The following is a 25702-nucleotide window of genomic DNA, read 5'->3' as shown; positions in this document are numbered from 1 at the left end:
GCCTCAACCTCATGGCAGACGACTACCTCGTACGCATCGGCAAGCTCATCCGTGACGCCCGGCAACACCGTGGCTGGACACAGACGCAGCTGGCCGAGGCGCTCGGCACCAGTCAGAGCGCCGTCAATCGGATCGAGCGCGGCAATCAGAACATCAGCCTTGAGATGATCGCCCGAATCGGTGAAGCCCTGGACAGCGAAATCGTCTCTCTGGGCTATGCGGGCCCGATGCATCTGAGGGTGGTGGGCGGCCGTCGGCTGTCCGGCGCGATCGATGTAAAGACGAGCAAGAACGCGTGCGTGGCCCTGCTGTGCGCCTCACTCCTCAACAAGGGGCGCACGGTGCTGCGCCGGGTCGCCCGGATCGAGGAGGTCTACCGTCTGCTGGAGGTGCTCCAGTCCATCGGCGTGCGGACGCGCTGGATCAACGACGGCGTCGACCTCGAACTGGTGCCCCCGGCCGAGCTGGACATGGCCGCCATCGACGCCGAGGCCGCCGTCCGCACCCGCTCCATCATCATGTTCCTCGGCCCGCTGCTGCACCGTATGGACGCCTTCAAGCTGCCCTACGCGGGCGGTTGCGACCTCGGTACGCGCACCATCGAGCCGCACATGATCGCGCTGCGCCGGTTCGGTCTGGACATCGCGGCGACCGAGGGCCTGTACCACGCCCAGGTGGACCGCGCGATCTCCCCGGACCGCCCGATCGTGCTGACCGAGCGCGGGGACACGGTCACCGAGAACGCGCTGCTGGCCGCCGCGCGGCACGACGGCGTCACGACGATCCGCAACGCCTCCTCCAACTACATGGTCCAGGACCTGTGTTTCTTCCTGGAGGCGCTCGGCGTCAAGGTCGAGGGCATCGGCACCACCACGCTCACCGTGCACGGCGTGCCGACCATCGACGTCGACGTGGACTACTCCCCCTCCGAGGACCCGGTCGAGGCGATGAGCCTGCTGGCCGCCGCGGTAGTGACGGAGTCGGAGCTGACGGTGCGCCGGGTGCCGATCGAGTTCCTGGAGATCGAGCTCGCGGTCCTGGAGGAGATGGGCCTCGACCACGACCGTACGCCCGAGTACTTCGCGGACAACGGCCGTACGCGGCTGGTGGACCTCACGGTCCGGCCCTCCAAGCTGGAGGCGCCGATCGACAAGATCCACCCCATGCCCTTCCCGGGCCTGAACATCGACAACGTCCCGTTCTTCGCGGCCATCGCGGCCGTCGCCTCGGGCAAGACCCTCATCCACGACTGGGTCTACGACAACCGCGCTATCTATCTGACCGACCTCAACCGCCTGGGCGGCCGCCTCCAACTCCTGGACCCCCACCGCGTCCTGGTCGAGGGCCCCACCCGCTGGCGCGCCGCCGAAATGATGTGCCCCCCGGCCCTGCGCCCCGCGGTGGTCGTCCTGCTGGCGATGATGGCGGCGGAGGGCACGTCCGTGCTGCGCAACGTGTATGTCATCAACCGCGGTTACGAGGATCTCGCGGAGCGGCTGAACTCGATCGGGGCGCAGATCGAGATCTTTAGGGACATCTGACGAGCACCGGCTCGAAGTCAGGCGGCGAAGACCTGGAAGTCGTCGGCGAACGCCTTGAACTCCAGGGCGTTGCCGGCCGGGTCGAGGAGGAACATCGTCCACTGCTCGCCCTTCTGGCCCTCGAAGCGCACATAGGGCTCGATGACGAACTCGCTGCCCGCCGCGCGCAGCCGCTCAGCGAGCCTGTGGAACTCGGGGATCGTCAGGATCAGTCCGAAGTGCGGCACCGGGACGTCATGGCCGTCGACCGGGTTGTGGATGCGCTGCCCGCGCTCCGGCGCGAGGTGCGTGACGAACTGGTGCCCGTGCAGATTCCAGTCCACCCAGGTCTCCGCGCTGCGGCCCCGCTCCAGGCCCAGTACATCGCCGTAGAAGCGGCGCGCGGCGGCCAGGTCGTCGACCGGCACGGCCAGATGGAACCGCGGGATCGGGGAGTCGAGAGCGGTCATGGCGCTGCCTTCCGCCGAGGACGTGGCCGAGCTGGACAGTCTGCGCGGCGCGCTGGAGGACCTGGCCGTCCGGCAGGTGATCGCTCGCGCTTCGGACGAGGACCTCGCCTCCCTCGCCAAGACGGCCGACATGATGGAGCGGGCCGTGGACGCGCACGAGATGGTGCGCTGCGACATCGCCTTCCACGACGCGGTGTTCGCCGCCGCGGGCCATCAGCGCCTCGCGGATGCGTGGGACGGCATACGGTGTCAGGTCCATCTGTTTCTGCTGACCCGGATCGGTCTCACCACCGAGGGCTATCTCGACTGCATCCCGCGCGAGCACCGTGAGCTCGTCGCCGCCCTGCGCGCCCGCGACACCGAGGCCGCCCTCGAACTGTTCGCCACGCACCGCCGCCATGCCGTCGAGGTGGTCGTCGGCGCCACCGACCTCGGCTAGCCGCAATCGCATTGGGTACTGTCGGACACGACATGCCGAACGCTCGCAGAAGCAGGTACGTACGAGCAGGAGGCGCCCTCGGGCAGCTCCTGCTCGTTGTCGTGCTCGCCCTCGGTGTCTTCGTCATGCACACCCTCGGGCACCCCGAGGACTCGTCCCACTCCGGGACGCAGACCGCCTCCCACGCCTCGGCCATGGCACACGAGGCGAGCGAGACCACGTACTCCTCGTCCACCCACGAGCCCGCCATGCCCATGGACATGGCCTCGCTGTGCGTGGCTGTTCTCTTCGGCGCCTGGGTGCTCGCCGCGCTGCTGAAGTCGGCGTTCACCCGGCACGGGGAGTGGCTGGCGCGGCTGCTCGCCCAGGTCGCCGCCGTACTGCGGCCCCATCCCCCGCCTCGCGCGCCTGATCTCACCCAGCTGTCGGTGCTTCGGCAATAGGCCGATCCCTCTCACGGGCGTGAGCCCGTGATTCGGCATGCCCACGAACAGAACCGACACACAAGGTGAGATCACCCATGACTGCATTCACGCGCGCCGGACTCGTCGTCGCCGGCGCCCTGCTCCTCGCCGCCTGCGGCGACAGCGCCGAAGAATCCGGTGAGGCCAGGGAGTTCAACGACGCGGACGTCACCTTCGCCCAGATGATGATCCCGCACCACGAGCAGGCCCTGGAGATGGCGAAGCTGGCCGACGGGCGGGCCTCGGACGCGGAGGTCAAGGAGCTCGCCGGGCAGATCGAGCAGGCCCAGGACCCCGAGATCCGGACGATGAAGGGCTGGCTGAAGTCCTGGAAGCAGCCGACCACGGCGGACTCCATGCCGGGCATGGACCACGGCTCAGGCCACGGCGGTGACGGCATGATGTCCGGCACGGACATGGAAGAGCTCACGGCCCTCAAGGGCACCGAGTTCGACAAGGCCTTCGCCGAGATGATGATCGAGCACCACAACGGCGCGATCGACATGGCCGAGGACGAGCAGAAGAACGGCAAGTACGCCGACGCCAAGAAGATGGCCGACGCCATCGTCAAGGGGCAGTCGGCCGAGGTCGAGCAGCTCCAAGGCGCCCTCGACCGGCTCTCGTAACGCGGTTGCCCGGGCTCCCGCCGCGGAGCCCGGGCGGCTACGCCGGGGCGTAGTACCCGAGGAACATGTCCACCCCGCCGACGATGAGCCGGTCCGTGAGGCTGTCGTCGATGTGGGTGCCGTAGGTGCTGAAGACCATGTGCGGGAAGACCAGCAGCGCGTACAGCTGGATGATCGCGGTCTCCAGGTCCGGGATGACGAGGCGGCCCTGGTCGGCGAGGGTACGCAGGGCGCCGGCGACGGCCGGGTGATGGCCTTCCGGAGTGTGGCCCTGCCAGGCGCGGGTGAGTTCGGGGAAGCGGTGCTGTTCGGCGGCGACGAGGTTGCGCAGGGCGGTGACGTCCTTGTTCGTGCGGACCGCGTCCACCCATGCGCGGGCGGCCTCGATGAGGGCCGTACGGAGATCCTCGGCCTCTGCCAGACCTTCCAGCGCGGCCGATGAGGCGTGGCCGAGGGGTTCGTCGAGGGCGCTGGTGATGACCGCGGTGAACAGCGCTTCCTTGCTGCCGAAGTGGTTGTAGACGGTCACCTTGGACACGCCGGCCTCGGCGGCGATGGCGTCCATGCCCACGCCGAAGCCGTCCCGGAGGAACAGCTCACGTGCGGCCCGGACGATGGCCTGCCGTTTCTGTTCGGCGCGGGGGCCGCTGGGGGGCTGTTTGCCGCTGTCCACGCTCATGGGCCGATCCTAGCAATTGACTGAACTGAACAGTTGAGTTCATATGTACTGAGCCGTACAGTTCAGTTGTCGTCACAAGCCAGGGACGTCTCATGACTCACTCCGCAAGCCACACCCAGGCGCACCACCACCCGCCCGCCGACCCACGCCGCTGGGCGGCGCTCGCGGTCATCTGCGTGGCGCAGTTCATGCTGATCCTCGACGTCACGGTGGTGAACGTCGCGCTGCCCGACATGGCCGCCGATCTCCGCCTCGACCGGGCGACCCTGACCTGGGCCGTCACCGCGTACACGCTCTGCTTCGGCGGTCTGATGCTGCTCGGGGGACGGCTCGCCGACGCCCTCGGCGCCCGCCGCACGCTCCTCGCCGGGCTCGCGGTCTTCACGGCCGCCTCGCTGGTCACCGGGCTCGCCGAGAACGCGCCCACGCTGCTGGGCGGCCGTATCGCGCAGGGCGTCGGCGCCGCCCTGCTCTCCCCCGCCGCGCTCTCGATCGTCACCACCGCCTTCCACGGCACCGAGCGCAACAAGGCCCTGGGCGTGTGGGCCGCGATCGGCGGCTCGGGCGCGGCGGCCGGAGTCCTGATCGGCGGCGTCCTGACCGACGGACCCGGCTGGCAGTGGGTCTTCTACGTCAACGTCCCGATCGGCCTCGCCGTCCTCGCGACTCTGCCCGCACTGGTCCCCGCCCGCGCGCCGCAGCCGGCCCGGCTCGACATACCCGGGGCACTGCTGGTCACCGCGGGCACCGCCTCGCTCATCTACGGCCTGGTGGAGGCGGGGGACTCCGGGTGGGGCGACAGCGCGACGCTGGTGCCGTTGGCCGGGGCGGCGGTGCTGTACGCGGGGTTCGCGGCGGTCGAACGGGCCGCCCGGGCACCGCTGATGGACCTCGGGATGTTCACCCGGCGACCGGTGCTCGCGGGGGCGTTCCTGATGCTGGTCGCCACCGCGCTGCTGATCGCGTACTTCTTCTTGGGCTCGGTCTACCTCCAGCACGTGCGCGGCTTCAGTCCGCTGAGGACGGGGCTGCTGTTCCTGCCGATGGCCGTGGCGACTGCCCTGGGCGCCCATCTGGCCGCGCGTCTTGTGGGGCGGGTCGGCAGCCGTGCGGTCGCGGTCGGCGGGATGGTGATCGCCGCACTCGGCTCCGTACCGCTGACCCGGCTCTCCGACGACGGCAGCGTGTACACGGGTCTGCTGCCGGGCTTTGTCGTGGCCTCGCTCGGTCTTGGCGCGGTGTTTGTCACCGCCACCACCACCGCGCTGGGAATGGTGGACCACCACACCGCCGGGCTCGCGTCCGGGGTCGTCAACACCTTCCACGAGGTGGGCGGTTCGATCGGGGTGGCGGTCGTCTCGACCATCGCCGCCGCGGGCATCGACGCGGGGACGGTCGGGGGCTTCACGGACGCCTTCACCGCCTGCGCCCTCGCGGCCGGCGTGAGCGCGGCAGTGGCCGGAGGGCTCGTACCGCGCGGGAAGCCGCAGCTGACCGGGGGGCCGCACGTGCACTGACGGCCCCCCGAGCCGGCTCTGTCAGTTCTCGACGAGGGTGACGTCCTGCTGCTGCGAGGCGTGGAAGGAGGGCAGCGGCAGGCCGCCCGAGGAGTCCAGTTCCATGACGGTCGCCTCCACGTGGGCCGGGCCCGGTTCGAGCGAACCCGGGGACGGCTTGCCCGTGTTCTCCCAGCGGTGTTCCATGCCGTCGCAAATCGCGCGGGTGCCGCCGATGCCGTGGCGAAGACTCGACGAGCGCTTGCCCACCGAGGAGCTGACGAACACCGGGCCGGTGCCGCCGGTGCAGCGGTAGGTACCGGACAGAGTGACCGTGCCGTCGGCGGCGAGGGTGCCGGTCGGGTCGACGGTCACCGTCTCGTAGGGGTCGGCGTCGGCCGGGGTGGCGGGAGCGGCGAGCAGGAGCAGGGCGGAGGCGGCGGCTACGCCGAGGGCGGTGCGTACGGGCATGGGGAGACCTTCCGGGTGAGCGGAGTTCGGGGGCCTCCACCAGTACCGGGCGCGCGCGCCCACGCGCGTGATCGTCACCCCTTCGGTGGCGAGTCCGCGCCGACCGTCGTGGAACCGTCCGGGAGTTGTCCCCGTGTTGTCACGCTTACGGTCGGCCCGTGGCGATGAGTTCAGGCCCGGAGCATGGTCTACCCATAGGAAGTGACCGACCTACGTGGAGGTGCGCCATGGGTGCCCACGCTTCGTGTTCCTTGACCGGTTCGCATGCTCCGCGCGTTGTCGCCGCGCATCCCGAGCAGGGGTGGAGCCTGCTGTGCGACGGCACGATCGTCTTCGACGACTCGGGTGAGCTGCTGCCGGACGGTCGGGTCGTCACGCCTCACCGTGCGCCGGTGGACCGGCTGGCGATGGCGGCCTAGTCCGCTACGGCAGCACCGCGAAGCCGTCCAGCTCGACCATCGCCTGCTTGTCCCACAGGCGTACGACCTCCACCACCGCCATCGCCGGATAGTCCCGCCCCGCCAACCTCCGCCAGATGCCGCCCAGTTCAGGGGCGTGCGCGCGGTACTCCTCGATGTCCGTGGCGTAGACCGTGACGCGGGCCAGGTGGGCCGGGGTGCCGCCCGCCGCTCGCAGGGCCGTCAGCAGGTTGCGCAGGGCCTTCTCGAATTGGGCCGGGAGGGTGGCGCCCTCGATCTTGCCGTCCGTGTCCAGGGCCGTTTGGCCCGCCAGGAACACCAACCTGGTTCCCGTCGCCACCACCGCGTGGGAGAACCCCGTGGGTGGGGACAGCTCGGGCGGGTTGACTCGGTCCGGTGTCATGCTCGGGCCTCCAGGTCGGCGTACAGCTCCTTGGCGATGATGCCTCGTTGGACCTCGCTCGCGCCCTCGTAGATGCGAGGGGCCCGGACCTCTCGATACAGGTGCTCCAGGATGTGACCTCGGCGCAGGGCTCGGGCTCCGTGCAATTGGACGGCCTGGTCCACGACGTACTGCGCCGTCTCGGTCGCCAGCAGCTTCGCCATCGCCGCGCGCTTCGGGACGTCCGGGGCGCCTTCGTCGTACGCCGTCGCCGCCGCGTACACCATCAGACGGGCCGCTTCCGTGCGCAGGGCCATCTCGGCGACCTGGTGGGCGACCGTCTGAAGGTCCCTCAACTTGCCGCCGAAGGCGTCCCGTTGGGCGGTGTGGGTGAGGGTCGCGTCCAGGGCCGCTTGCGCCATGCCGACCGCGAAGGCGCCGACGCTGGGGCGGAAGAGGTTCAGGGTGCCCATCGCCACTCGGAAGCCGCGGTCGGGCTCGCCAAGGATGTCGTCGGCCGAGACCGGGACCTCGTCGAAGGTCAGCGTGCCGATGGGGTGCGGGGAGAGCATGTCGAGGGGGGTGCCGGTGAGGCCGGGGCGGTCGGCCGGTACCAGGAACGCCGTCACTCCCCGGGAGCCTGCGCCCGGGGTCGTGCGCGCGAACACGGTGTAGAAGTCGGCGTCGGGGGCGTTGGAGATCCAGCACTTCTCGCCGGTCAGGCGCCAGGCGTCCGGGCCGTCGGGCTCTGCGGCCAGGGACAGGGCAGCCGCGTCCGAGCCCGCCCCCGGCTCACTCAGTGCGAACGCGGCCACCGCCGTGCCCTCGCCGACCCTCGGCAGCCAGTGTGCGCGCTGGGCCGGGGTGCCGTGGGCGTGGACCGGGTGGGCGCCCAGGCCCTGGAGGGCGAGCGCGGTCTCCGCCTCCGTACAGGCGTAGGCCAGGGACTCGCGCATCAGGCAGACGTCGAGGGCGCCGGAGGTGAACAGGCGGGGCAGAAGCCCGAGTTGGCCGAGTTCGGCGACCAGCGGGCGGTTGACCTGGCCGGGCTCGCCCTTCTCGGCGAGCGGACGCAGCCGCTCGGCGGCCAGCAGACGCAGTTCGGCACACCATGCGGTCCGTTCCGGTTCGAGTGAGAATGCGGGCATCGCCGTACCTCTCTCCCCGCGGCCATCAGGGCCACTCCCTCGACGGTATCGCGCGCAGTTGACTGCCGTCACCAACACGATACGCTCATCGAGCGAGCCCACCAGGGAGCCCACAAGGCAAGGGGGCGCACCGTCATGAACGTCTCGGCGCATCTCGACACCTTCGCGCGCGACCACCTCCCGCCGTCCGACGAGTGGCCCGAGCTCAGCTTCGACCTGCCGGAGCTGCGCTACCCCGAACGGCTGAACTGCGCCGCCGAGCTGCTGCACGGCCCCCCGGACGACCGCCCGGCGTTCCACACCGCCACCGGCCGGACCTGGACCTACGGCGAGCTGCGCGCCCGTGTCGACCGGCTCGCGCATCTGCTCACCGGCGACCTCGGGGTGGTCCCGGGCAACCGGGTCCTGCTGCGCGGCCCCACCACCCCCTGGCTCGCGGCCTGCTGGCTCGCGGTGCTGAAGGCGGGCGCGGTCGCCGTGACCGTGCTGGCCCAGCAGCGCCCGCACGAGCTGCGCACGATGTGCGAGATGGCCGAGGTGAGCCACGCGCTGTGCGACATCCGGGCCGTCGACGACCTCGCCAAGGCGGAGATACCCGGGCTGCGGATCGCCACATACGGCGGTGATGCCCCGGACGACCTGCTGAAGCGGGCGGCGCCGAGCACGCCGTACCCCGCCGTGGACACCGCCTGCGACGACGTGGCGTTGATCGCCTTCACCTCCGGCACCACCGGACGGCCCAAGGGCTGTATGCACTTCCACCGGGATGTGTTGGCGATAGCGGACACCTTCTCCAAATATGTGCTCCAGCCACATGTGGGCGATGTCTTCACCGGCAGTCCCCCGCTCGGCTTCACCTTCGGACTCGGCGGGCTCGTGGTCTTCCCGCTGCGCGCCGGGGCGAGCGCGCTGCTGCTCGAACAGGCCGGTCCCAAGCAGCTGTTGCCCGCCGTCGCCGAGCACCGGGTGACGGTGCTGTTCACCGCGCCGACCGCCTACCGCGCGATGCTCGCCGAACTGGACGGGCACGACATCTCCTCGCTGCGCCGCTGTGTCTCGGCCGGCGAGAACCTGCCCGCCGCCACCTGGCGGGCCTGGCACGAGCGGACCGGGCTGCGCATCATCAACGGCATCGGCGCCACCGAGCTGCTGCACATCTTCGTCTCCGCCGCCGACGAGCACATCAGGCCCGGCACCACCGGGGTGCCGGTCCCCGGCTGGCACGCGCGCGTGGTCGACGCCGACGGCCGGGAGAAGCCCGACGGGGAGCCGGGGCTGCTCGCGGTGCGCGGACCGGTCGGCTGCCGCTATCTCGCCGACCCACGCCAGCGCGAGTACGTCCGCCACGGCTGGAACATCACCGGCGACACCTACGTCCGGGAGAGTGACGGCTACTTCCGCTACGTCGCCCGCGCGGACGACATGATCATCTCGGCCGGGTACAACATCGCGGGCCCCGAGGTCGAGGAGGCGCTGCTGCGCCACCCGGACGTGCTCGAGACGGCGGTCGTCGGCCGGCCCGACGCTGCGCGCGGGCAGGTCGTGATGGCGTTCGCCGTGCTCAGGCCGGGCGCACGGCGGGACGCGGAGGCGCTGCGCACTTTTGTACGAGCGGAACTCGCGCCGTACAAGTGCCCGCGCGAGATCGTCTTCCTGGACGCGCTGCCGCGCACGGCGACCGGCAAGCTCCAGCGGTTCAAGCTGCGCCTTGCGGCCGACGCCGAGGGTGACCGGCAGTGATGCCGACGACCTAAGATGATCAACGTGTCCGACCAGCATGCACCACGGTCTTTGATCGTCACGTTCTACGGCGCCTACGGCCGCTTCGTGCCCGGCCCGGTTCCGGTCGCCGAACTGATCCGGCTGCTGGCTGCGGTCGGCGTGGACGCTCCCTCGGTGCGCTCGTCGGTGTCCCGGCTCAAACGGCGCGGGCTGCTCGTGCCGGCCCGCACCGCCGAGGGCGCCGCGGGCTACGAACTCTCCCCGGACGCCCGCCAGTTGCTCGACGACGGCGACCGGCGCATCTACGCCACCGCGCCGCCCGACGAAGAGGGCTGGGTGCTCGCGGTGTTCTCCGTACCGGAGTCGGAGCGGCAGAAGCGCCATCTGCTGCGCTCCCGTCTGGCCGGCCTCGGCTTCGGCACGGCCGCCCCCGGCGTGTGGATCGCGCCGGCGCGGCTGTACGAGGAGACCCGGCACACCCTGGCACGGCTGCGCCTGGAGGCGTACGTCGACTTCTTCCGCGGCGAGCACCTCGGCTTCGCACCCACCGTCGAGGCCGTCACCCGCTGGTGGGACCTGGCCGCCGTAGCCAAGGAGCACGAGGCATTCCTCGACCGCCACGCGCGCGTGCTGCACGACTGGGAGCAGCGCTCGGACACCCCGCCCGAGGAGGCCTACCGCGACTACCTCCTCGCCCTGGACTCATGGCGCCATCTGCCCTACGTCGATCCGGGGCTGCCCGCCCGGCTGCTGCCCGAGGACTGGCCCGGGGTGCGGTCGGCGGCGGTGTTCCGGGCGCTGCATGCGCGGCTCAGGGATGCGGGGGCCGTCTTCGCCGGGCTCTGAGGCCCTCGCGTGATCCCGCCCACAACATGCGTCACTAATGGAACCCTCAGGTTCCTCTATCGCTCTTCTCAAAGTTCTTACCTAGCGTCCACTCAGCACGCCGGGTAACGAAAGAGGATCTGACGCATGACCACCACGGCAAGGGCTCAGGGAGCCACCATCTGGCTCACGGGGCTGCCGAGCGCGGGCAAGACGACCATCGCCCGTCTGCTGGGCGACCGGCTGAAGGCCCAGGGACATCGCGTGGAGGTCCTCGACGGCGACGAGATTCGCCGCTTCCTCTCCGCGGGCCTCGGCTTCTCCAAGGAGGACCGCAATACGAACGTGCAGCGCATCGGCCTGGTCTCCGAGGTGCTCGCCCGCAACGGCGTGCTCTCCGTCGTCCCGGTGATCGCGCCCTACGCCGACAGCCGGGAGGCCGTGCGCCGGCGCCATGAGGCGAGCGGGACGCCGTACATCGAGGTCCATGTCGCCACCCCGGTCGACGTGTGCAGCGAGCGGGATGTGAAGGGGCTCTACGCCCGGCAGGCCTCGGGCGAGCTGTCCGGGCTGACCGGCGTCGACGATCCGTACGAGCCGCCGGTGGACCCGGCGCTGGTGCTGCGGACGCAGGAGCAGAGCCCGGGCGAGTCCGCGGATGCCGTGTACGCGGTGCTGGTGGAGCGGGGGCTGGTGTGAGTTTCGGTCTTTCTCACCTGGACGCCCTGGAGTCCGAGGCGGTGCACATCTTCCGCGAGGTGGCGGGCGAGTTCGAGCGGCCGGTGATCCTCTTCTCCGGCGGCAAGGACTCCATCGTCATGCTGCACCTCGCGCTCAAGGCGTTCGCGCCGGCGCCGGTGCCGTTCTCGCTGCTGCATGTCGACACCGGGCACAACTTCCCCGAGGTCCTCGACTACCGCGACCGTGCGGTGGCGGCACATGGGCTGCGGCTCCATGTGGCCTCCGTACAGGACTACATCGACCGGGGTGTGCTGCGCGAACGTGCCGACTGGACGCGGAATCCGCTGCAGACGCTGCCGTTGACGGAGAAGATCCAGGCGGAGATGTTCGACGCGGTCTTCGGTGGCGGGCGGCGCGATGAGGAGAAGGCGCGGGCGAAGGAGCGGGTGTTCTCGCTGCGGGACGAGTTCTCGCAGTGGGATCCGCGTCGGCAGCGGCCGGAGCTGTGGAACCTCTACAACGGCCGGCACGCTCCCGGTGAGCATGTCCGGGTCTTCCCGCTGTCCAACTGGACCGAGCTGGACGTCTGGCAGTACATCGCCCGCGAGGGCATCGAGCTGCCGGAGATCTACTACGCCCATCACCGCGAGGTGTTCGCGCGGGGCGGCATGTGGCTGACCGCGGGTGAGTGGGGCGGGCCCAAGGCCGGAGAGACCGTCGAGAAGCGTCAGGTGCGCTATCGCACGGTCGGCGACATGTCCTGCACCGGTGCGGTGGACTCCGAGGCCGACACCATCGAGAAGGTGATCGCCGAGATCGCCGCCTCCCGGCTCACCGAGCGCGGTGCGACCCGCGCCGACGACAAGATGTCCGAGGCCGCGATGGAAGACCGTAAGCGCGAGGGGTACTTCTAAGCATGAGCACTACCATCGACACCCTGCGTTTCGCTACGGCCGGTTCGGTCGACGACGGCAAGTCCACGCTGGTGGGGCGGCTGCTGCACGACTCCAAGTCGGTGCTGGCCGACCAGTTGGAGGCGGTGGAGCACGCCTCCCGCAACCGTGGCCAGGAGGCCCCCGACCTGGCGCTGCTGACCGACGGTCTGCGCGCCGAGCGGGAGCAGGGCATCACCATCGACGTGGCCTACCGCTACTTCGCCACCCCCCGGCGCCGGTTCATCCTCGCCGACACCCCGGGGCATGTGCAGTACACGCGGAACATGGTCACCGGCGCCTCCACCGCCGAGCTGGCGATCATCCTCGTGGACGCCCGCAACGGGGTCGTCGAGCAGACCCTCCGGCATGCCGCCGTGGCCGCCCTGCTCCGTGTCCCGCATGTCGTCCTCGCGGTCAACAAGATGGACCTCGTCGGGTACGAGGAGCAGGTGTTCGAGCGCATCGTCGAGGACTTCGCGGGCCACGCGGCCGAGTTGGGGCTGCCCGGGTTCACGCCGATCCCGGTGTCGGCGCTCGTCGGCGACAACGTGGTGGATCGCTCGGCGCACATGGACTGGTACCGGGGTCCGGCCCTGCTGGAGTTCCTGGAGGACGTCCCCGTAGGTGTCGAGGCGGCGGACGCTCCGGCCCGCTTCCCGGTGCAGTACGTCATCCGGGACGGTGAAGTCCGTTACTACGCGGGCCAGCTGGTGTCCGGCGCGCTGCGGGTCGGTGACCGGGTCACCGTGCATCCGTCCGGCGAGACCTCGGAGATCACCGGTATCGATGTGCTCGGGTCCGCTCAGGAGGTGGCATACGCGCCGCAGTCGATCAGCGTACGGCTGGCCGATCAGCGGGATGTGTCGCGCGGCGACATGATCACCGCCGGGGTGGATGTACCGGCGCTGACACGGGAGGTCCGGGCGGCGGTGTGCCATCTGGCGGATCGTCCGCTGAAGGTCGGTGACCGGGTCCTGGTCCGGCACACGACTCGGACGGTGAAGGCGATCGTCCAAGATCTCGGGGACGCGGCGGAACTCACCGCGAACGACCTGGGCCGGATCACCCTGCGCACGGCGGAACCGCTGGCGGTGGACGACTACGCGGTCTCCCGGCGCACGGGGGCGTTCCTCGTGATCGACCCGGCGGACGGGGCGACGCTTACCGCGGGGATGGTCGAACGGTAACTCGACCGGACAGTCACGCCCTCAAGTCCCGAGCGTCAGGCGGGGCTTGGGGGCGTCCGTACGGCCGGTCTGGGGGCGGCGGCTGCCCGCTCGGTACGGGGCCGGCCAGACGACACCGGGACCGTCGTACGACTGTTCCGCCGCCGCGTGCAGGGTCCAGTGCGGGTCGTAGAGGTGGGGGCGGGCCAGGGCGCACAGGTCGGTACGGCCCGCCAAAATCAGGGAGTTGACGTCGTCCCAGGAGGAGATCGCGCCCACCGCGATCACCGGGATGCCGGTGCTGTTGCGAATGCGGTCGGCGTAAGGCGTCTGGTACGAGCGCCCGAACTCCGGTCGCTCCTCGGCCACGACCTGCCCGGTCGACACGTCGATCGCGTCGGCGCCGTGCGCGGCGAAGGCGCGGGCGATCTCCACGGCGTCCTCCGCACAGGTGCCGCCCTCGGCCCAGTCCGTGGCGGAGATACGGACGGTCATGGGCCGTTCCTCGGGCCATACGCCCCGTATCGCGTCGAACACCTCCAGCGGGAAGCGCAGGCGTTTGTCCAGGGACCCGCCGTAGGCATCGGTGCGGCGGTTGGTCAGCGGGGAGAGGAAGCCGGAGAGCAGGTAGCCGTGCGCGCAGTGGAGTTCGAGGAGATCGAATCCGGCCCGCGCCGCACGCCACGCCGCTGCCGTGAACTGCTCGCGGAGGTCGGTGAGTTGGGCGCGGGACAGCTCGCGCGGGGTCTGGCTTTCGGGCTTGTACGGGAGCGAGGAGGCGGCCACGAGTGGCCAGTTGCCGTCGGGGAGCGGCTCGTCGATGCCCTCCCACATCAGCTTGGTCGAGCCCTTGCGCCCGCTGTGGCCGAGTTGCACGCCGACTGCCGTACCGGGCGCCTGCGTATGCACGAAGTCGGTGATCCGGCGCCAGGCCTCGGACTGTTTGCCGGTGTAGAGGCCCGTGCAGCCGGGGGTGATACGCCCCTCCGCGCTGACGCACACCATCTCGGTCATCACCAGCCCTGCCCCGCCGAGGGCGCGGGCGCCCAGGTGGACGAGGTGGAAGTCGCCGGGGAGTCCGTCGACGGCCGAGTACATGTCCATCGGCGAGACGACGACCCGGTTGCGCAGGGTCAGGCCGCGCAGCCGGAAGGGGGTGAACATCGGCGGCGTACCGGGCGGGCACCCGAAGGCTCGTTCCACCGATTCCGTGAAGCGGGCGTCGCGCAGGCGGAGGTTGTCGTGGGTGACGCGGCGGCTGCGAGTGAGGAGGTTGAAGGCGAACTGGCGTGGGGGCTGGTCGAGGTAGAGGGCGATGTTCTCGAACCACTCCAAGCTGGCGCGGGCGGCGCGCTGGGTGGAGGCGACGACGGGTTTGCGTTCCTCCTCGTACGCGCTCAACGCGCTGGGGATATCGGGGTGTTCCTCCAGACAGGCGGCGAGTGCGAGGGCGTCCTCGACCGCCAGCTTCGTGCCCGATCCGATGGAGAAGTGGGCCGTGTGGGCCGCGTCGCCCAGCAGCACGATGTTCTCGTGCGACCAGCGTTCGTTGACGACCGTGCGGAAGGTGGTCCAGGCGGAGTTGTTGGAGCGCAGGGGGTGTCCGCGCAGGGCTTCCGCGAAGATCTTGGCGCAGCTCTCGATGGGTTCCTGCGGGTCGAGTTCCTCGAAACCGGCCGCCCGCCATACCTCTTCGCGCATCTCGATGATGACCGTCGAGGCATCGGGGGCGTACGGGTAGCCGTGCAGTTGCATCACGCCGTGTTCGGTCTCGGCGATCTCGAAGCGGAAGGCGTCGAAGGCGAAGTCGGTGGCCAGCCAGATATAGCGGCAGTGGTGGGTGGTCACATGGGGGCGGAACACATGGGCGTAGGCCTCGCGGGTGGTGCTGTGCACACCGTCGGCGGCGATGACCAGGTCGTGGGTCTCGGCCAGCCAGGCGGGGTAGGGGGCCTCGGAGTCGAAGCGGAGCTCTACGCCCAGGTTCCGGCAGCGGTTGTGCAGGATTTCCAGGAGGCGTTTGCGGCCGAGGGCGGCGAAACCGTGGCCTCCGGAGGTGTTGCGGGATTCTCGGTGGACGATGTCTATGTCGTCCCAGCGGATGAAGTGTTGCTGTAGGGCTGTGTAGACCTCGGGGTCCGCGTGTTCTATGCCGCCCAGGGTTTCGTCGGAGAGGACCACTCCAAAGCCGAAGGTGTCGTCGGGGGTGTTGCGTTCCCAGACGGTGATCTTGCGGGTGGGGTCCAGGCGCTTGAGGAGGGCGGCGGCGTACAGACCTCCCGGGCCGCCGCCGATGATCGCTACGCGTAGCGGATGCATCCCTCAACGCCCCTTCCACTTTGGGGGGCGCTTCTCCTTGAAAGCCTTGTGGAACTCCGCGTAGTCCTCGCCCGTCATCAGCAAGGCCTGCGTCGATGCGTCCAGTTCCACTGCCGGGCCGAGCGGCATGTCCAATTCTGCCGTCAGTAGCGCCTTTGTCTGGGCGTACGCCAGCGCTGGGCCCTCGGACAGTCGGTGGGCCAGTGTCTGGGCCGCCTCGTCCGTTCGGCCCTCCTCCGTCAGTTCGCTGATCAGGCCGATGCGCTCGGCCTCCGGGGCTCGTACCGGGTCGCCCAGCATCAGGAGGCGGGTCGCGTGGCCCAGTCCGACGACCCTCGGGAGCAGGTATGCCGCTCCCATGTCGCCGCCCGACAGGCCGACCCGCGTGAAGAGGAAGGCGAACCGTGCCGTCGGGTCGGCCACCCTGAAGTCCGCCGCCAGGGCGAGGACCGCACCCGCGCCCGCCGCCACCCCGTGGATCGCCGCGATCACCGGGAAGGGGCACTCGCGGATCGCCCTGACGACCTGGCCCGTCATCCGGTTGAAGTCCAGCAGCTGGGCCGTGTCCATGGACAGCGTCTCGCCGATGATCTCGTCCACGTCGCCGCCGGAGCAGAACCCGCGGCCCTCGCCGGCCAGCACCAGGGCCCGTACCGTCCGCTCGCGGGACAGCTCGGCGAGCAGGTCGCGCAGGTCGGCGTAGGCGCCGAAGGTGAGGGCGTTGAGTTTCTCGGGGCGGGCGAGGGTGACGGTGGCGACGCCGTCGGTGAGGTCCACACGCAGATGCCGCCAGCGGTCGGTGCGGGCGGCGGAGCCGGTGAAGGGACTCATAGCGGGCGGCCTCCTCGGGCGGACTGCGGGCGGCGCTGTCTCACTGAGGTCTTACCCCTCGAATTTATCACCCATCCGTGACTGTCGTCATGATAGCGCGATACGTCACGGAGGCCACCGGGGTGTCACGGCTCGTCGACGCCCCCGTAACGGCGGGATCAGGCGTGCGAGGCGCGCCGTTCATCTGGGTAAGCCGCCCGCTACGGGGCCAAAAGTCCCGGACGGTGCCCGCCGGACGACTCCGATGGCGGGCGCCGTACCATTCATAAGGTTGAAAGCAGGACAGCCTGCTTGATGAACGGACCCGCCGTGCACGATCGCCTCCCCGCTTCCGCCTCCTGGCGCATCGCACTGCCGCACACCACCGCGGCGGTGCCGGTCGCGCGCGCCCTGGTCCGTACGGCTCTGGCCGATCTCGAGCACAGCGCCGACAGCGACACCGCGGAGCTGCTGACCGCGGAGCTGGTGGCGAACGCCGTGGAGCACACCGCGGGTGAGGGGCCGATAGAGCTGGTGGTGGAGCTGCTGCCGAGCGGCTGCCAGGTCGAGGTGCACGACCCGGACCCGGCGCCGCCGGGAAACCTCACCCGTCCGTGCGACGGCGAGCCGGACCCTTGGCAGGAGCACGGCCGGGGACTGCTGCTGATCCGCGCACTGAGCTCGTCCTGCGGCCATCGGCCGACCTCGTCGGGCAAGGCCGTGTGGTTCCGGCTGCCGGCGATACCGCCGCAGCGTCGGCCCTCGTAATCGGGCTCAGCCGTAGGCGACCTCAGGCCAGCGTCGCGACCAGCACCGCCTTGATCGTGTGCATACGGTTCTCCGCCTCGTCGAAGACCACCGAGTGAGGCGACTCGAAGACCTCGTCGGTGACCTCCAGGGAGTCCAGGCCGTAGGTCTCGAAGATCTCGCGGCCGACCTTCGTGCCCAGGTCGTGGAAGGCCGGGAGGCAGTGCAGGAACTTCACGTCCGGGTTGCCGGTGGCGCGCAGGACGTCCATCGTGACCGCGTACGGGACCAGGGCCTTGATCCGCTCGGCCCAGACCTCCTTGGGCTCCCCCATGGAGACCCAGACGTCGGTGGCGACGAAGTCGGCGCCCAAAACGCCCTCCGCCACGGACTCGGTGAGGGTGACGGTCGCGCCGCTGTCCTCGGCGAGCCTGCGCGCCTCGGCGACGACCTCCTCGCTGGGCCAGTACGCCTTGGGCGCGACGATCCGCACGTCCATGCCGAGCAGCGCGCCGGTGATCAGGTAGGAGTTGCCCATGTTGAAGCGGGCGTCGCCGAGGTAGGCGAAGACGATGCGGTCGTCGAGCGTCTTGGAGGTGTGCTCCAGCATCGTGAGGACGTCGGCGAGCATCTGGGTGGGGTGCCAGTCGTCGGTGAGGCCGTTGTAGACCGGCACGCCCGCGTACGCGGCCAGCTCCTCGACCTTCTCCTGGCTGTCCCCGCGGTACTCGATGGCGTCGAACATCCGCCCGAGCACGCGCCCGGTGTCCTTGACCGACTCCTTGTGCCCGATCTGCGAGCCGGTCGGGTCCAGATACGTCGTCGAGGCGCCCTGGTCGGCGGCGGCGACCTCGAAGGCGCAGCGGGTACGGGTGGAGGTCTTCTCGAAGATCATCGCGATGTTCTTGCCGCGCAGGTACTGGGGCTCGGTCCCGGCCTTCTTGGCGGCCTTGAGCTCGGCGGCCAGCTCGATCAGACCGCGGAACTCCGCCACGCTGAAGTCCAGCTCCTTGAGGAAGTGGCGGCCGGCGAGGGCGGTCGGGACTGTCGCCATGGGGGCGCTCCAGAGATACGTGAACAATGACCTTGGAAGTCTATACGACGTTTCACATTTATATACAGGCCACCATAGGCGGCCTATACGGGCCCGCGCTCGACCGGGCAGCTCATACAGCGCGGTCCGCCCCTCCCCCGGCCCAGCTCACTGCCCGGGATCTCGATGACCTCGATGCCCTGTTTGCGCAGGTGGGTGTTGGTGGTGGAGTTCCGCTCATAGGCCACGACGACACCCGGCTCGACCGCGAGGACATTGCAGCCGTCGTCCCACTGCTCCCGCTCGGCCGCATGCACGTCCTGTGTCGCGGTCAGGACGCGGATCTCACTCAGCCCGAGAGCGGCGGCGATGGCGCGGTGCATATGCTCCGGCGGATGGTCGGTGACCTTCAGCTCCTTGCCGTCGACGCCCGGCTCGATGGTGTACGAGCGGAGCATGCCGAGCCCGGCGTACTGGGTGAAGATGTCGGCGTCGACCATCGTCATCACAGTGTCGAGGTGCATGAAGGCGCGCCGCTTGGGCATGTCGAGGGCCACGATCGACTGGGCCGAGCCCGCAGCGAACAGCTTGTACGCCAGCATCTCGACGGCCTGGGGCGTGGTTCTCTCGCTCATGCCGATCAATACGGCGCCATTGCCGATCACCAGGACGTCGCCGCCCTCGATGGTGGACGGGTAGTCGGCCTGCCCCTCGGACCAGACGTGGAACGTCTCGTCACGGAACAGCGGGTGGTGCCGGTAGATCGCCTCGAAGTGCACGGTCTCGCGCTGACGGGCCGGCCAGCGCATGGCGTTGACGGAGACGCCGTCGTAGATCCAGGCGGAGGTGTCGCGGGTGAAGAGGTGGTTGGGCAGCGGCGCGAGCAGGAAGTCGTCGAGCTCCATGACGTGGAAGCGCACGGAGGTCGGCTCCGGGTGGGCATCCAGGAACTCGCGCTTGGTCATGCCGCCGACCAGGGCCTCGGCCAGCTCGGGTGCGGGCAGGTTCTCGAAGGCGGCGCGCAGATGGTCGGTGGCGAGGACGCCGTACTCCTTCTCGTCGAAGACGCGGTCCAGGACGAGGGTGCGGGCCGCCGGGATCTCCAGGGCCTCGGTGAGCAGGTCGCCGAAGAGGTGGACGGTGACCCCTCGGTCGCGCAGGACGTCGGCGAAGCCGTCGTGTTCGGCGCGCGCCCGGCGCACCCAGAGCACATCGTCGAAGAGCAGCGCGTCCTTGTTGCTGGGGGTGAGCCTTTTGAGCTCGAGATCCGGCCGGTGCAGGATGACGCGGCTGAGCCGCCCGGCCTCGGAGTCGACATGGAATCCCATGACTCCATCCTGACCATCGGGGACGTTATTCACCCCCTTCTTGACCACTTCCGATTCTCGTCCTCTTGACGATAAACAGGCTCACCACTTATCGTCCTGTTGACGAAAATCAGCGAGGGGGTCGCTCATGGCCGACATCACCCGGCGCCTCGGCTGGCGCCATCTGCGCGGGGCTCCTACGGCGCACATCCGGCACCACCGGTCCGGCCGGCCGGCCCACGACGGGGCGGGGATCAGCTTCTGGTTCCGGGCGCTCAGCGCGGCGCTGTCCGAAGTGCCGGTCGACGACCGGGAGTTGGCGATGACCTTCCATGCCCGTACGGCCGACTTCCAGGACGTGGCGGTACAGGCGACGGTCACCTACCGGATCAGCGACCCGGCCGTCGCCGCGGCCCGCCTGGACTTCTCGATCGACCCCGACACCGGGGCCTGGCGCGGAACACCGCTGGAACAGCTCGGCACGGCCCAGCAGCACGCCCTGGACGTGCTGGCCCGTACGCCGCTGGCATCGGCGCTGGTGGACGGGGTGAGCGCGGTACGCGAGCGGGTCGCCGCCGGTCTGGCCGCCGAGCCCCGACTCCCCGCCACCGGCATCGAGATCGTGGCCGTACGCGTGGTGGCGCTGCGGCCCGAGCCGGAGGTGGAGCGGGCGCTGCGGACCCCGGCCCGGGAAGTGATCCAGCAGGAGGCCGACCGGGCCACCTACGAGCGGCGGGCGGTGGCCGTCGAGCGGGAGCGCACGATCGCCGAGAACGAACTGGCCAGCCAGATCGAACTCGCCCGCCGCGAGGAGCAGTTGGTCGAGCAGCGGGGCACGAACGCCCGCCGTGAGGCGGAGGAGCACGCGGCGGCCGATGCGGTACGGGCCGAGGCGGAGGCGGCTCGTTCCGTACGGCTGGCCCGGGCGGAGGCCGAGGGGGTGCGGGAGGTCGGCGACGCGAAGGCTCAGGCGCAGGCCGCCTGGCTGCGGGTGCACGCCGATGTGGACGTCGCCGTCCTGCACGCGCTCACCGGGACCCGGCTCGCCGAGAACCTGCCCCGCGTCGACAGCGTCACCATCTCGCCGGACGTGCTCACCGGACTGCTCGCCCGGCTCGGCGACGGGGAGCGGGCGTGAGTCTCGCCCCGCGGGCCGTGCTCGTCCATCGGACCACGGAGTACGAGGAGTTGGTGGCCCGGCACGGCACGCACGGCCAGGCCGCCTACTTCCTGCGCTCCCGGGGCCGGGACATCGAGGAGATCGCGGACCGGCACCGGCGCACGCGGCGGGCGCTGGCCGAGGTGGTCTCGGCGATTCCGCTGACCTGGCGTCAGGCGCGGGTCGAGCGGTCCGACTTGGACCGCTTCCTGTTCGCGCCGCAGGACGTGGTGGTCGTGGTCGGACAGGACGGTCTGGTGGCGAACGTCGCCAAGTATCTGTCGGGGCAGCCGGTGATCGGCATCGACACCGACCCGGGCCGCAACCCTGGTGTCCTGGTACGGCACCGGCCGGCGGACGCGGCGAAACTGCTGGCATCCGCAGGCACCGCCGCGGACGAACTCACCATGGTCGAGGCCGTCGCCGACGACACCCAGCGGCTGGTCGCGCTGAACGAGATCTATCTGGGCGCCGCCGGACACCAGACGGCCCGATACCGCCTGGGCCTCGAGGACGACGGGGGTGTCGTCGAGGCCCAGGCCTCCTCCGGGGTGCTGATCGGCACCGGGACCGGGGCGACCGGCTGGCTCCGGTCGGTGTGGCAGGACCGGGGAGCGCGGCTGCGGCTGCCCTCCCCGGCGGAGGAACGGCTGCTCTGGTTCGTCCGCGAGGCCTGGCCGTCCCCGGCCACCGGGGCCTCCCTGGTGGCCGGGGAGCTGGCCGCCCCGGCCAGGCTGACCCTCACCGTCGAATCCGAACGCCTGGTCGCCTTCGGGGACGGCATGGAAACCGACGCCCTGGAACTGACCTGGGGACAGTCGGTACAGGTCGGCGTGTGCCGGGAGCGGCTGCGGCTCGCGGGGTAGGGCAGGCCCTGAGTCACAGCCGCGGGTCGACCGGCTCCGACTCCAGGGCCAGTACTCCGAACACCGCCTCGTGCACCCGCCACAGCGGCTCGCCCTCGGCCAGTCGGTCCAGCGCCTCCAGGCCGAGCGCGTACTCGCGGATCGCGAGCGAGCGCTTGTGGTTGAGGAAGCGCCGGCGCAGCCGGGTGAGGTTGTCCGGGCGGGTGTACTCGGGGCCGTAGATGATCCGCAGGTACTCGCGGCCGCGGCACTTGATGCCGGGCTGCACCAGGCGGCCCTCCGTGCTGCGCACCAGCGCGCCGAGCGGCTTGACGACCATGCCCTCGCCGCCGCGCCCGGTCATCTCCAGCCACCAGTCGACGCCTGCCCGCACCGACTCCGGGTCCGCGGTGTCGACGTACAGGCGCCGGGTCGTCTGGAGCAGTCCCGTGCCGTCGTGTTCCACCAGCCGGTCCAGCAGGGCGAGTTGCTCGTCGTGCGGGAGGCCCGCCAGGCTGCGGCCCTGGACCGCCAGGATCTGGAACGGTGCCAGGCGGACGCCGTCCAGGCCCTCGGTGGTCCAGCAGTAGCGTCGGTAGGCCTCGGTGAACGCCGAGGCGTCCGCGGCCCGTTCGCGCTGCCGGGTCAGCAGATCAGATACGTCGACTCCGCGCGCCGCTGCGCCCTCAAGCGCGGCCAGCGCGCCCGGGAACACCGCCCCGGAGGCGGCGCCCACCGCCGCGTACTGCGAGCGCAGCAGCCCGGACGCCTTCAGCGACCACGGCATGAGCTCGGCGTCCAACAGCAGCCAGTCCGTGTCGAGTTGCTCCCACAGCCCGGCCTCGGTCGCGGCGGCCCGGACCCGCTCCAGGATCGTCTCCGTCACCGACTCGTCGTCGAAGAAGGGGCGTCCGGTGCGGGTGTAGAGCGATCCGGTCGGGCCGGTCACGCCGAAGCGCTTCTGCGCGACCTCCGCGTCCCGGCACACCAGCGCCACGGCCCGCGAGCCCATGTGCTTCTCCTCGCACACGACCCGCGCGACCCCGTCCGCCGCGTACTGCGCGAAGGCCTCCTCCGGGTGCTCCAGATAGCCCTCGACCTGGCTGGTCGCCGTCGGCGCCATCGTCGGCGGGAGGTACGGCAGCAGCCGCGGGTCGACGGCGAAGCGGCTCATGACCTCGAGCGCGGCGGCGGCGTTCTCCTCGCGCACCGCCACCCGGCCCGTGTGCCGTGTCTCCACGACCCTGCGGCCGTGCACGTCGTCGAGATCGAGCGGCCGTCCGTCGTGCCCGCCCGGTGCCTCGGTCCGCAGCGGCTTGGCCGGTTCGTACCAGACCCGCTCGGCGGGTACGTCGACCAGTTCCCGCTCCGGCCAGCGCAGCGCGGTGAGCTTGCCGCCGAAGACGGCACCGGTGTCCAGGCAGATGGTGTTGTTCAGCCATGTGGCCTCCGGGACGGGAGTGTGGCCGTAGACCACTGCCGCGCGGCCCCGGTAGTCCTCGGCCCACGGGTAGCGCACCGGCAGGCCGAACTCATCGGTCTCCCCGGTGGTGTCGCCGTACAGTGCGTGCGAGCGGACCCGCCCCGAGGTGCGGCCGTGGTACTTCTCCGGCAGACCGGCGTGGCAGACGACCAGTCGGCCGCCGTCGAGGACGTAGTGGCTCACCAGGCCGTCGATGAACTCCCGTACTTCCGCGCGGAACTCATCGCTCTCGCCCTCCATCTGCTCGATGGTCTCGGCGAGGCCGTGGGTGTGCTGGACCTTGCGGCCCTTGAGGTGGCGGCCGTACTTGTTCTCGTGGTTGCCCGGCACGCACAGCGCCTGCCCCGACTTCACCATCGACATCACCCGGCGCAGCACGCCCGGGCTGTCCGGGCCGCGGTCGACGAGGTCGCCGACGAAGACGGCGGTGCGGCCGTCCGGGTGGACGCCGTCCACGTAGCCCAACTTGCCCAGCAGCGACTCCAGTTCGGCGGCGCAGCCGTGGATGTCGCCGATGATGTCGAAGGGGCCGGTGAGGTGGGTCAGGTCGTTGAACCGCTTCTCGGTGACGACGGTCGCGCGCTCGGCCTCCTCGACTCCGCGCAGGATGTGCACCTTGCGGAAGCCCTCGCGCTCCAAGTGCCTGATGGACCGCCTCAGTTCGCGGATGTGCCGCTGGATCACCCGGCGGGGCATGTCGGCGCGGTCGGTGCGGGTCGCGTTGCGCTCGGCGCATACCTCCTCCGGTACGTCCAGCACGATGGCTATCGGCAGGACGTCGTACTGCCTGGCCAGCTCGACCAGTTGACGCCGGGAGTCCTGCTGGACGCTGGTGGCGTCGACGACGGTGCGTCGACCGGCCGCGAGGCGCTTGCCCGCGATGTAGTGCAGGACGTCGAAGGCGTCGCGCGAGGCGCTCTGGTCGTTCTCGTCGTCGGCGACCAGGCCGCGGCAGAAGTCGGAGGAGATCACCTCGGTGGGCTTGAAGTTCTTGCGCGCGAACGTGGACTTGCCGGAGCCGGAGGCGCCGATGAGCACCACGAGGGAGAGGTCGGTGACGGGCAGGGTGCGCCCCTGGTTCTCGGTCATGCGGCCTTCGCCTCCTTGTCGTCACGCTTGAACACAGCCATCTGGGTGGGCGGCCCGACCTCGGGGTCGTCGGGTCCCACGGGGACGAACTCCACGCCGTACCCGTGCCGTTCGGCCACCGCCTCCGCCCAGCCGCGGAACTCCTCGCGGGTCCACTCGAAGCGGTGGTCGCCGTGCCGGACGTGCCCGGCCGGGAGGGACTCCCAGCGGACGTTGTACTCGACGTTCGGCGTGGTCACCAGGACCGTCCGCGGGCGGGCGGCGCCGAACACCGCGTACTCCAGGGCGGGCAGCCGCGGCAGGTCGAGGTGCTCGATGACCTCGCTGAGCACGGCGGCGTCGTACCCCTTGAGGCGATTGTCGGTGTAGGCGAGCGAGCCCTGGAAGAGCTTCACCCGGGACGCCTGTCGCTCGCCCATGCGGTCCAGCTTGAGCCGGCGGGAGGCGATGGTGAGCGCCCGCATCGAGACGTCGGTGCCGACGATCTCGGTGAAGCGCACATCCTTGAGCAGCGCCTGCACCAACTGGCCCTGGCCGCAGCCGAGATCGAGGACCCGGGCGGCACCGGACTCCCGCAGCGCGGCGAGGATCGCGTCCCGGCGCTGCACGGCGAGCGGCGTGGGGCGCTCTTCCTCCTCGGCCTCGGCCTCGACGGCGTTGTCGATGTCCTCGACCTCGCTGTCGTCGGCCTCGGCGAGCCGCACCAGCTCGAGCCGCTCCATGGCCTGACGGGTCAACGACCAACGGCGGGACAGATAGCGGCTGGTGATCAGCTTCTGCTCGGAGTGGTCCGACAGCCAGCCCTCACCGGCACGCAGCAGCTTGTCGACCTCGTCGGGGGCGACCCAGTAGTGCTTGGCGTCGTCCAGGACGGGCAGCAGGACATACAGATGACGCAGCGCCTCGGCGAGGGTGAGCGCCTCGGATTCGAGGACGAGACGGACGTAGCGCGAATCGCCCCACTGCGGGAACTGCTCGTCGAGGGCCACCGGTTCGACGGTCACCGCCCAGCCGAGCGGCTCGAAGAGACGCCGTACGAGCTCGGGGCCACCGCGGGCGGGCAGCGCGGGGACCTCGATGCGCAGCGGGCGGGCCTGTCCCGGCAGGTCCGGCTTGGCCGTGCAGGTGCCCTTCATCGCACTGGAGAACACCGCGCTCAGCGCCACCGCGAGCAGGGACGAGGCGGCGTACGGGCGGTCGTTGACGTACTGCGCGAGCGCCGCGTCGGGGGCGCCGCCGCGCCCCTTGCCCTTGCCGCGCCGGACCAGTGCCACCGCATCGACCTCAAGCAACAGCGCCGCCGTGCAGCGCTCGGCGTCCGCCTCGGGGTAGAGGACATGGGCCGTGCCGTAGGACGTGGAGAACGTCTGCGCCTTCTCGGGATGCTTGTGCAGCAGGAAGCCGAGGTCGGTGGCGGGGCGTTCCGGGGTGCCGGTGGTACTGATCGTCAGGAACATGGGCAGGGCC

General features: G+C 70.5%; 25 protein-coding genes. 14 read left to right on the top strand and 11 right to left on the bottom strand.

Annotated features, from left to right (window positions below; genetic code table 11):
- Window positions 1-11: 11 nt before the first annotated feature.
- On the top strand, window positions 12-1541 hold the full coding sequence (locus tag OHT76_RS32280) for a helix-turn-helix domain-containing protein (protein WP_315882493.1): 1530 nt from the start codon (window positions 12-14) through the stop codon (window positions 1539-1541).
- Window positions 1542-1558: 17 nt separating this feature from the next.
- Here OHT76_RS32280 and OHT76_RS32275 read toward each other — a convergent pair whose 3' ends face one another.
- Window positions 1559-1990 (bottom strand): VOC family protein, encoded by a 432-nt coding sequence (locus OHT76_RS32275; RefSeq protein ID WP_328874362.1) that lies wholly within the window; start codon window positions 1988-1990, stop codon window positions 1559-1561.
- Between OHT76_RS32275 and OHT76_RS32270 the strand changes: the two genes are divergently transcribed.
- From OHT76_RS32270 to OHT76_RS32260, 3 genes are all read left to right on the top strand, one after another.
- Window positions 1989-2429 carry a GntR family transcriptional regulator gene (locus tag OHT76_RS32270; protein WP_328874361.1) on the top strand — a complete coding sequence of 147 codons (441 nt, stop codon included), beginning with the start codon at window positions 1989-1991 and terminating at the stop codon, window positions 2427-2429. The two genes, OHT76_RS32275 and OHT76_RS32270, sit on opposite strands and share 2 nt — an antisense overlap.
- A gap of 32 nt (window positions 2430-2461) precedes the next feature.
- Complete coding sequence (locus OHT76_RS32265; protein ID WP_328874360.1) at window positions 2462-2872, top strand: DUF6153 family protein; 411 nt, start codon at window positions 2462-2464, stop codon at window positions 2870-2872.
- A gap of 77 nt (window positions 2873-2949) precedes the next feature.
- Window positions 2950-3519, top strand: a complete 570-nt coding sequence (locus OHT76_RS32260) for a DUF305 domain-containing protein (protein WP_328874359.1) — start codon at window positions 2950-2952, stop codon at window positions 3517-3519.
- A gap of 37 nt (window positions 3520-3556) precedes the next feature.
- Here OHT76_RS32260 and OHT76_RS32255 read toward each other — a convergent pair whose 3' ends face one another.
- Entirely contained in the window at window positions 3557-4198 is a 642-nt protein-coding gene (locus tag OHT76_RS32255) for a TetR/AcrR family transcriptional regulator (RefSeq protein ID WP_328874358.1), read from the bottom strand.
- 92 nt (window positions 4199-4290) lie between these two features.
- Between OHT76_RS32255 and OHT76_RS32250 the strand changes: the two genes are divergently transcribed.
- Window positions 4291-5715, top strand: a complete 1425-nt coding sequence (locus OHT76_RS32250) for an MFS transporter (RefSeq protein WP_328874357.1) — start codon at window positions 4291-4293, stop codon at window positions 5713-5715.
- A gap of 21 nt (window positions 5716-5736) precedes the next feature.
- Here the strand turns inward: OHT76_RS32250 and OHT76_RS32245 are convergent, their stop codons facing one another.
- Complete coding sequence (locus OHT76_RS32245) at window positions 5737-6165, bottom strand: DUF6299 family protein (RefSeq protein WP_328874356.1); 429 nt, start codon at window positions 6163-6165, stop codon at window positions 5737-5739.
- Window positions 6166-6392: 227 nt separating this feature from the next.
- On the opposite strand from OHT76_RS32245, the gene OHT76_RS32240 reads away from it, so the two are divergent.
- A complete protein-coding gene (locus tag OHT76_RS32240) occupies window positions 6393-6584 on the top strand; it encodes a DUF5999 family protein (RefSeq protein ID WP_328874355.1) in 192 nt (63 codons plus the stop codon).
- Window positions 6585-6588: 4 nt separating this feature from the next.
- Here OHT76_RS32240 and OHT76_RS32235 read toward each other — a convergent pair whose 3' ends face one another.
- Both OHT76_RS32235 and OHT76_RS32230 read right to left on the bottom strand, forming a co-directional pair.
- Complete coding sequence (locus OHT76_RS32235) at window positions 6589-6987, bottom strand: RidA family protein (RefSeq protein WP_328874354.1); 399 nt, start codon at window positions 6985-6987, stop codon at window positions 6589-6591.
- Window positions 6984-8114, bottom strand: a complete 1131-nt coding sequence (locus tag OHT76_RS32230) for an acyl-CoA dehydrogenase family protein (protein ID WP_328874353.1) — start codon at window positions 8112-8114, stop codon at window positions 6984-6986. The genes OHT76_RS32235 and OHT76_RS32230 overlap by 4 nt, the downstream gene beginning before the upstream one ends.
- 135 nt (window positions 8115-8249) lie before the next feature.
- Here OHT76_RS32230 and OHT76_RS32225 point away from each other — a divergent pair, with 135 nt between their 5' ends.
- The 5 genes from OHT76_RS32225 to OHT76_RS32205 all read left to right on the top strand — a co-directional run bounded on the left by OHT76_RS32225 (window position 8250) and on the right by OHT76_RS32205 (window position 13464).
- Window positions 8250-9854, top strand: a complete 1605-nt coding sequence (locus OHT76_RS32225) for an AMP-binding protein (RefSeq protein ID WP_328874352.1) — start codon at window positions 8250-8252, stop codon at window positions 9852-9854.
- 15 nt (window positions 9855-9869) lie between these two features.
- Window positions 9870-10682: a PaaX family transcriptional regulator gene (locus OHT76_RS32220; RefSeq protein WP_328874351.1), complete on the top strand. Its 813-nt coding sequence runs from the start codon at window positions 9870-9872 to the stop codon at window positions 10680-10682.
- A 126-nt stretch (window positions 10683-10808) separates the two neighbouring features.
- Window positions 10809-11360 (top strand): adenylyl-sulfate kinase, encoded by a 552-nt coding sequence (gene cysC / locus OHT76_RS32215; protein ID WP_328874350.1) that lies wholly within the window; start codon window positions 10809-10811, stop codon window positions 11358-11360.
- Window positions 11357-12256 carry a sulfate adenylyltransferase subunit CysD gene (gene cysD / locus OHT76_RS32210; protein ID WP_328874349.1) on the top strand — a complete coding sequence of 300 codons (900 nt, stop codon included), beginning with the start codon at window positions 11357-11359 and terminating at the stop codon, window positions 12254-12256. Before cysC ends, cysD begins: the two co-directional genes overlap by 4 nt.
- A 2-nt stretch (window positions 12257-12258) precedes the next feature.
- A complete protein-coding gene (locus OHT76_RS32205) occupies window positions 12259-13464 on the top strand; it encodes a sulfate adenylyltransferase subunit 1 (RefSeq protein WP_328874348.1) in 1206 nt (401 codons plus the stop codon).
- A gap of 21 nt (window positions 13465-13485) precedes the next feature.
- On the opposite strand, the gene OHT76_RS32200 is transcribed toward OHT76_RS32205, so the two are convergent.
- Window positions 13486-15762, bottom strand: a complete 2277-nt coding sequence (locus OHT76_RS32200; RefSeq protein WP_328874347.1) for a bifunctional salicylyl-CoA 5-hydroxylase/oxidoreductase — start codon at window positions 15760-15762, stop codon at window positions 13486-13488.
- 3 nt (window positions 15763-15765) lie between these two features.
- The gene (locus OHT76_RS32195) at window positions 15766-16593 is read right to left on the bottom strand and encodes an enoyl-CoA hydratase family protein (RefSeq protein ID WP_328874346.1); all 828 of its coding nucleotides are present in this window, start codon (window positions 16591-16593) and stop codon (window positions 15766-15768) included.
- A 294-nt stretch (window positions 16594-16887) separates the two neighbouring features.
- Between OHT76_RS32195 and OHT76_RS32190 the strand changes: the two genes are divergently transcribed.
- Window positions 16888-17340, top strand: coding sequence for an ATP-binding protein (locus OHT76_RS32190; RefSeq protein ID WP_328874345.1), 453 nt, complete (start codon window positions 16888-16890; stop codon window positions 17338-17340).
- Window positions 17341-17362: 22 nt separating this feature from the next.
- Here the strand turns inward: OHT76_RS32190 and argF are convergent, their stop codons facing one another.
- Entirely contained in the window at window positions 17363-18373 is a 1011-nt protein-coding gene (argF, locus tag OHT76_RS32185; RefSeq protein WP_328874344.1) for an ornithine carbamoyltransferase, read from the bottom strand.
- 83 nt (window positions 18374-18456) lie between these two features.
- On the bottom strand, window positions 18457-19680 hold the full coding sequence (locus tag OHT76_RS32180) for an arginine deiminase (protein WP_328874343.1): 1224 nt from the start codon (window positions 19678-19680) through the stop codon (window positions 18457-18459).
- A gap of 127 nt (window positions 19681-19807) precedes the next feature.
- Between OHT76_RS32180 and OHT76_RS32175 the strand changes: the two genes are divergently transcribed.
- Window positions 19808-20797 carry an SPFH domain-containing protein gene (locus OHT76_RS32175; protein WP_328874342.1) on the top strand — a complete coding sequence of 330 codons (990 nt, stop codon included), beginning with the start codon at window positions 19808-19810 and terminating at the stop codon, window positions 20795-20797.
- Window positions 20794-21684, top strand: coding sequence for a hypothetical protein (locus OHT76_RS32170; RefSeq protein ID WP_328874341.1), 891 nt, complete (start codon window positions 20794-20796; stop codon window positions 21682-21684). Before OHT76_RS32175 ends, OHT76_RS32170 begins: the two co-directional genes overlap by 4 nt.
- Before the next feature lie 13 nt (window positions 21685-21697).
- Here OHT76_RS32170 and OHT76_RS32165 read toward each other — a convergent pair whose 3' ends face one another.
- Together OHT76_RS32165 and OHT76_RS32160 are read right to left on the bottom strand one after the other, a co-directional pair.
- Window positions 21698-24235, bottom strand: a complete 2538-nt coding sequence (locus OHT76_RS32165; RefSeq protein ID WP_328874340.1) for a polynucleotide kinase-phosphatase — start codon at window positions 24233-24235, stop codon at window positions 21698-21700.
- Window positions 24232-25692, bottom strand: a complete 1461-nt coding sequence (locus OHT76_RS32160) for a 3' terminal RNA ribose 2'-O-methyltransferase Hen1 (protein WP_328874339.1) — start codon at window positions 25690-25692, stop codon at window positions 24232-24234. The genes OHT76_RS32165 and OHT76_RS32160 overlap by 4 nt, the downstream gene beginning before the upstream one ends.
- Window positions 25693-25702: the final 10 nt, after the last annotated feature.

The organism is Streptomyces sp. NBC_00287, assembly GCF_036173105.1.
Taxonomy (GTDB): Bacteria; Actinomycetota; Actinomycetes; order Streptomycetales; family Streptomycetaceae; genus Streptomyces.
This window is presented reverse-complemented; position numbering and strand designations above follow the sequence as displayed.

Bases quoted from the DNA above. Each gene is read 5' to 3' on its own strand.
- OHT76_RS32280 (WP_315882493.1), top strand. From the start codon at position 12: ATGGCAGACGACTACCTCGTACGCATCGGCAAGCTCATCCGTGACGCC.
- OHT76_RS32270 (WP_328874361.1), top strand. From the start codon at position 1,989: ATGGCGCTGCCTTCCGCCGAGGACGTGGCCGAGCTGGACAGTCTGCGC.
- OHT76_RS32275 (WP_328874362.1), bottom strand. From the start codon at position 1,990: ATGACCGCTCTCGACTCCCCGATCCCGCGGTTCCATCTGGCCGTGCCG.
- OHT76_RS32265 (WP_328874360.1), top strand. From the start codon at position 2,462: ATGCCGAACGCTCGCAGAAGCAGGTACGTACGAGCAGGAGGCGCCCTC.
- OHT76_RS32260 (WP_328874359.1), top strand. From the start codon at position 2,950: ATGACTGCATTCACGCGCGCCGGACTCGTCGTCGCCGGCGCCCTGCTC.
- OHT76_RS32255 (WP_328874358.1), bottom strand. From the start codon at position 4,198: ATGAGCGTGGACAGCGGCAAACAGCCCCCCAGCGGCCCCCGCGCCGAA.
- OHT76_RS32250 (WP_328874357.1), top strand. From the start codon at position 4,291: ATGACTCACTCCGCAAGCCACACCCAGGCGCACCACCACCCGCCCGCC.
- OHT76_RS32245 (WP_328874356.1), bottom strand. From the start codon at position 6,165: ATGCCCGTACGCACCGCCCTCGGCGTAGCCGCCGCCTCCGCCCTGCTC.
- OHT76_RS32240 (WP_328874355.1), top strand. From the start codon at position 6,393: ATGGGTGCCCACGCTTCGTGTTCCTTGACCGGTTCGCATGCTCCGCGC.
- OHT76_RS32235 (WP_328874354.1), bottom strand. From the start codon at position 6,987: ATGACACCGGACCGAGTCAACCCGCCCGAGCTGTCCCCACCCACGGGG.
- OHT76_RS32230 (WP_328874353.1), bottom strand. From the start codon at position 8,114: ATGCCCGCATTCTCACTCGAACCGGAACGGACCGCATGGTGTGCCGAA.
- OHT76_RS32225 (WP_328874352.1), top strand. From the start codon at position 8,250: ATGAACGTCTCGGCGCATCTCGACACCTTCGCGCGCGACCACCTCCCG.
- OHT76_RS32220 (WP_328874351.1), top strand. From the start codon at position 9,870: ATGATCAACGTGTCCGACCAGCATGCACCACGGTCTTTGATCGTCACG.
- cysC (WP_328874350.1), top strand. From the start codon at position 10,809: ATGACCACCACGGCAAGGGCTCAGGGAGCCACCATCTGGCTCACGGGG.
- OHT76_RS32205 (WP_328874348.1), top strand. From the start codon at position 12,259: ATGAGCACTACCATCGACACCCTGCGTTTCGCTACGGCCGGTTCGGTC.
- OHT76_RS32200 (WP_328874347.1), bottom strand. From the start codon at position 15,762: ATGCATCCGCTACGCGTAGCGATCATCGGCGGCGGCCCGGGAGGTCTG.
- OHT76_RS32195 (WP_328874346.1), bottom strand. From the start codon at position 16,593: ATGAGTCCCTTCACCGGCTCCGCCGCCCGCACCGACCGCTGGCGGCAT.
- OHT76_RS32190 (WP_328874345.1), top strand. From the start codon at position 16,888: ATGAACGGACCCGCCGTGCACGATCGCCTCCCCGCTTCCGCCTCCTGG.
- argF (WP_328874344.1), bottom strand. From the start codon at position 18,373: ATGGCGACAGTCCCGACCGCCCTCGCCGGCCGCCACTTCCTCAAGGAG.
- OHT76_RS32180 (WP_328874343.1), bottom strand. From the start codon at position 19,680: ATGGGATTCCATGTCGACTCCGAGGCCGGGCGGCTCAGCCGCGTCATC.
- OHT76_RS32175 (WP_328874342.1), top strand. From the start codon at position 19,808: ATGGCCGACATCACCCGGCGCCTCGGCTGGCGCCATCTGCGCGGGGCT.
- OHT76_RS32165 (WP_328874340.1), bottom strand. From the start codon at position 24,235: ATGACCGAGAACCAGGGGCGCACCCTGCCCGTCACCGACCTCTCCCTC.
- OHT76_RS32160 (WP_328874339.1), bottom strand. From the start codon at position 25,692: ATGTTCCTGACGATCAGTACCACCGGCACCCCGGAACGCCCCGCCACC.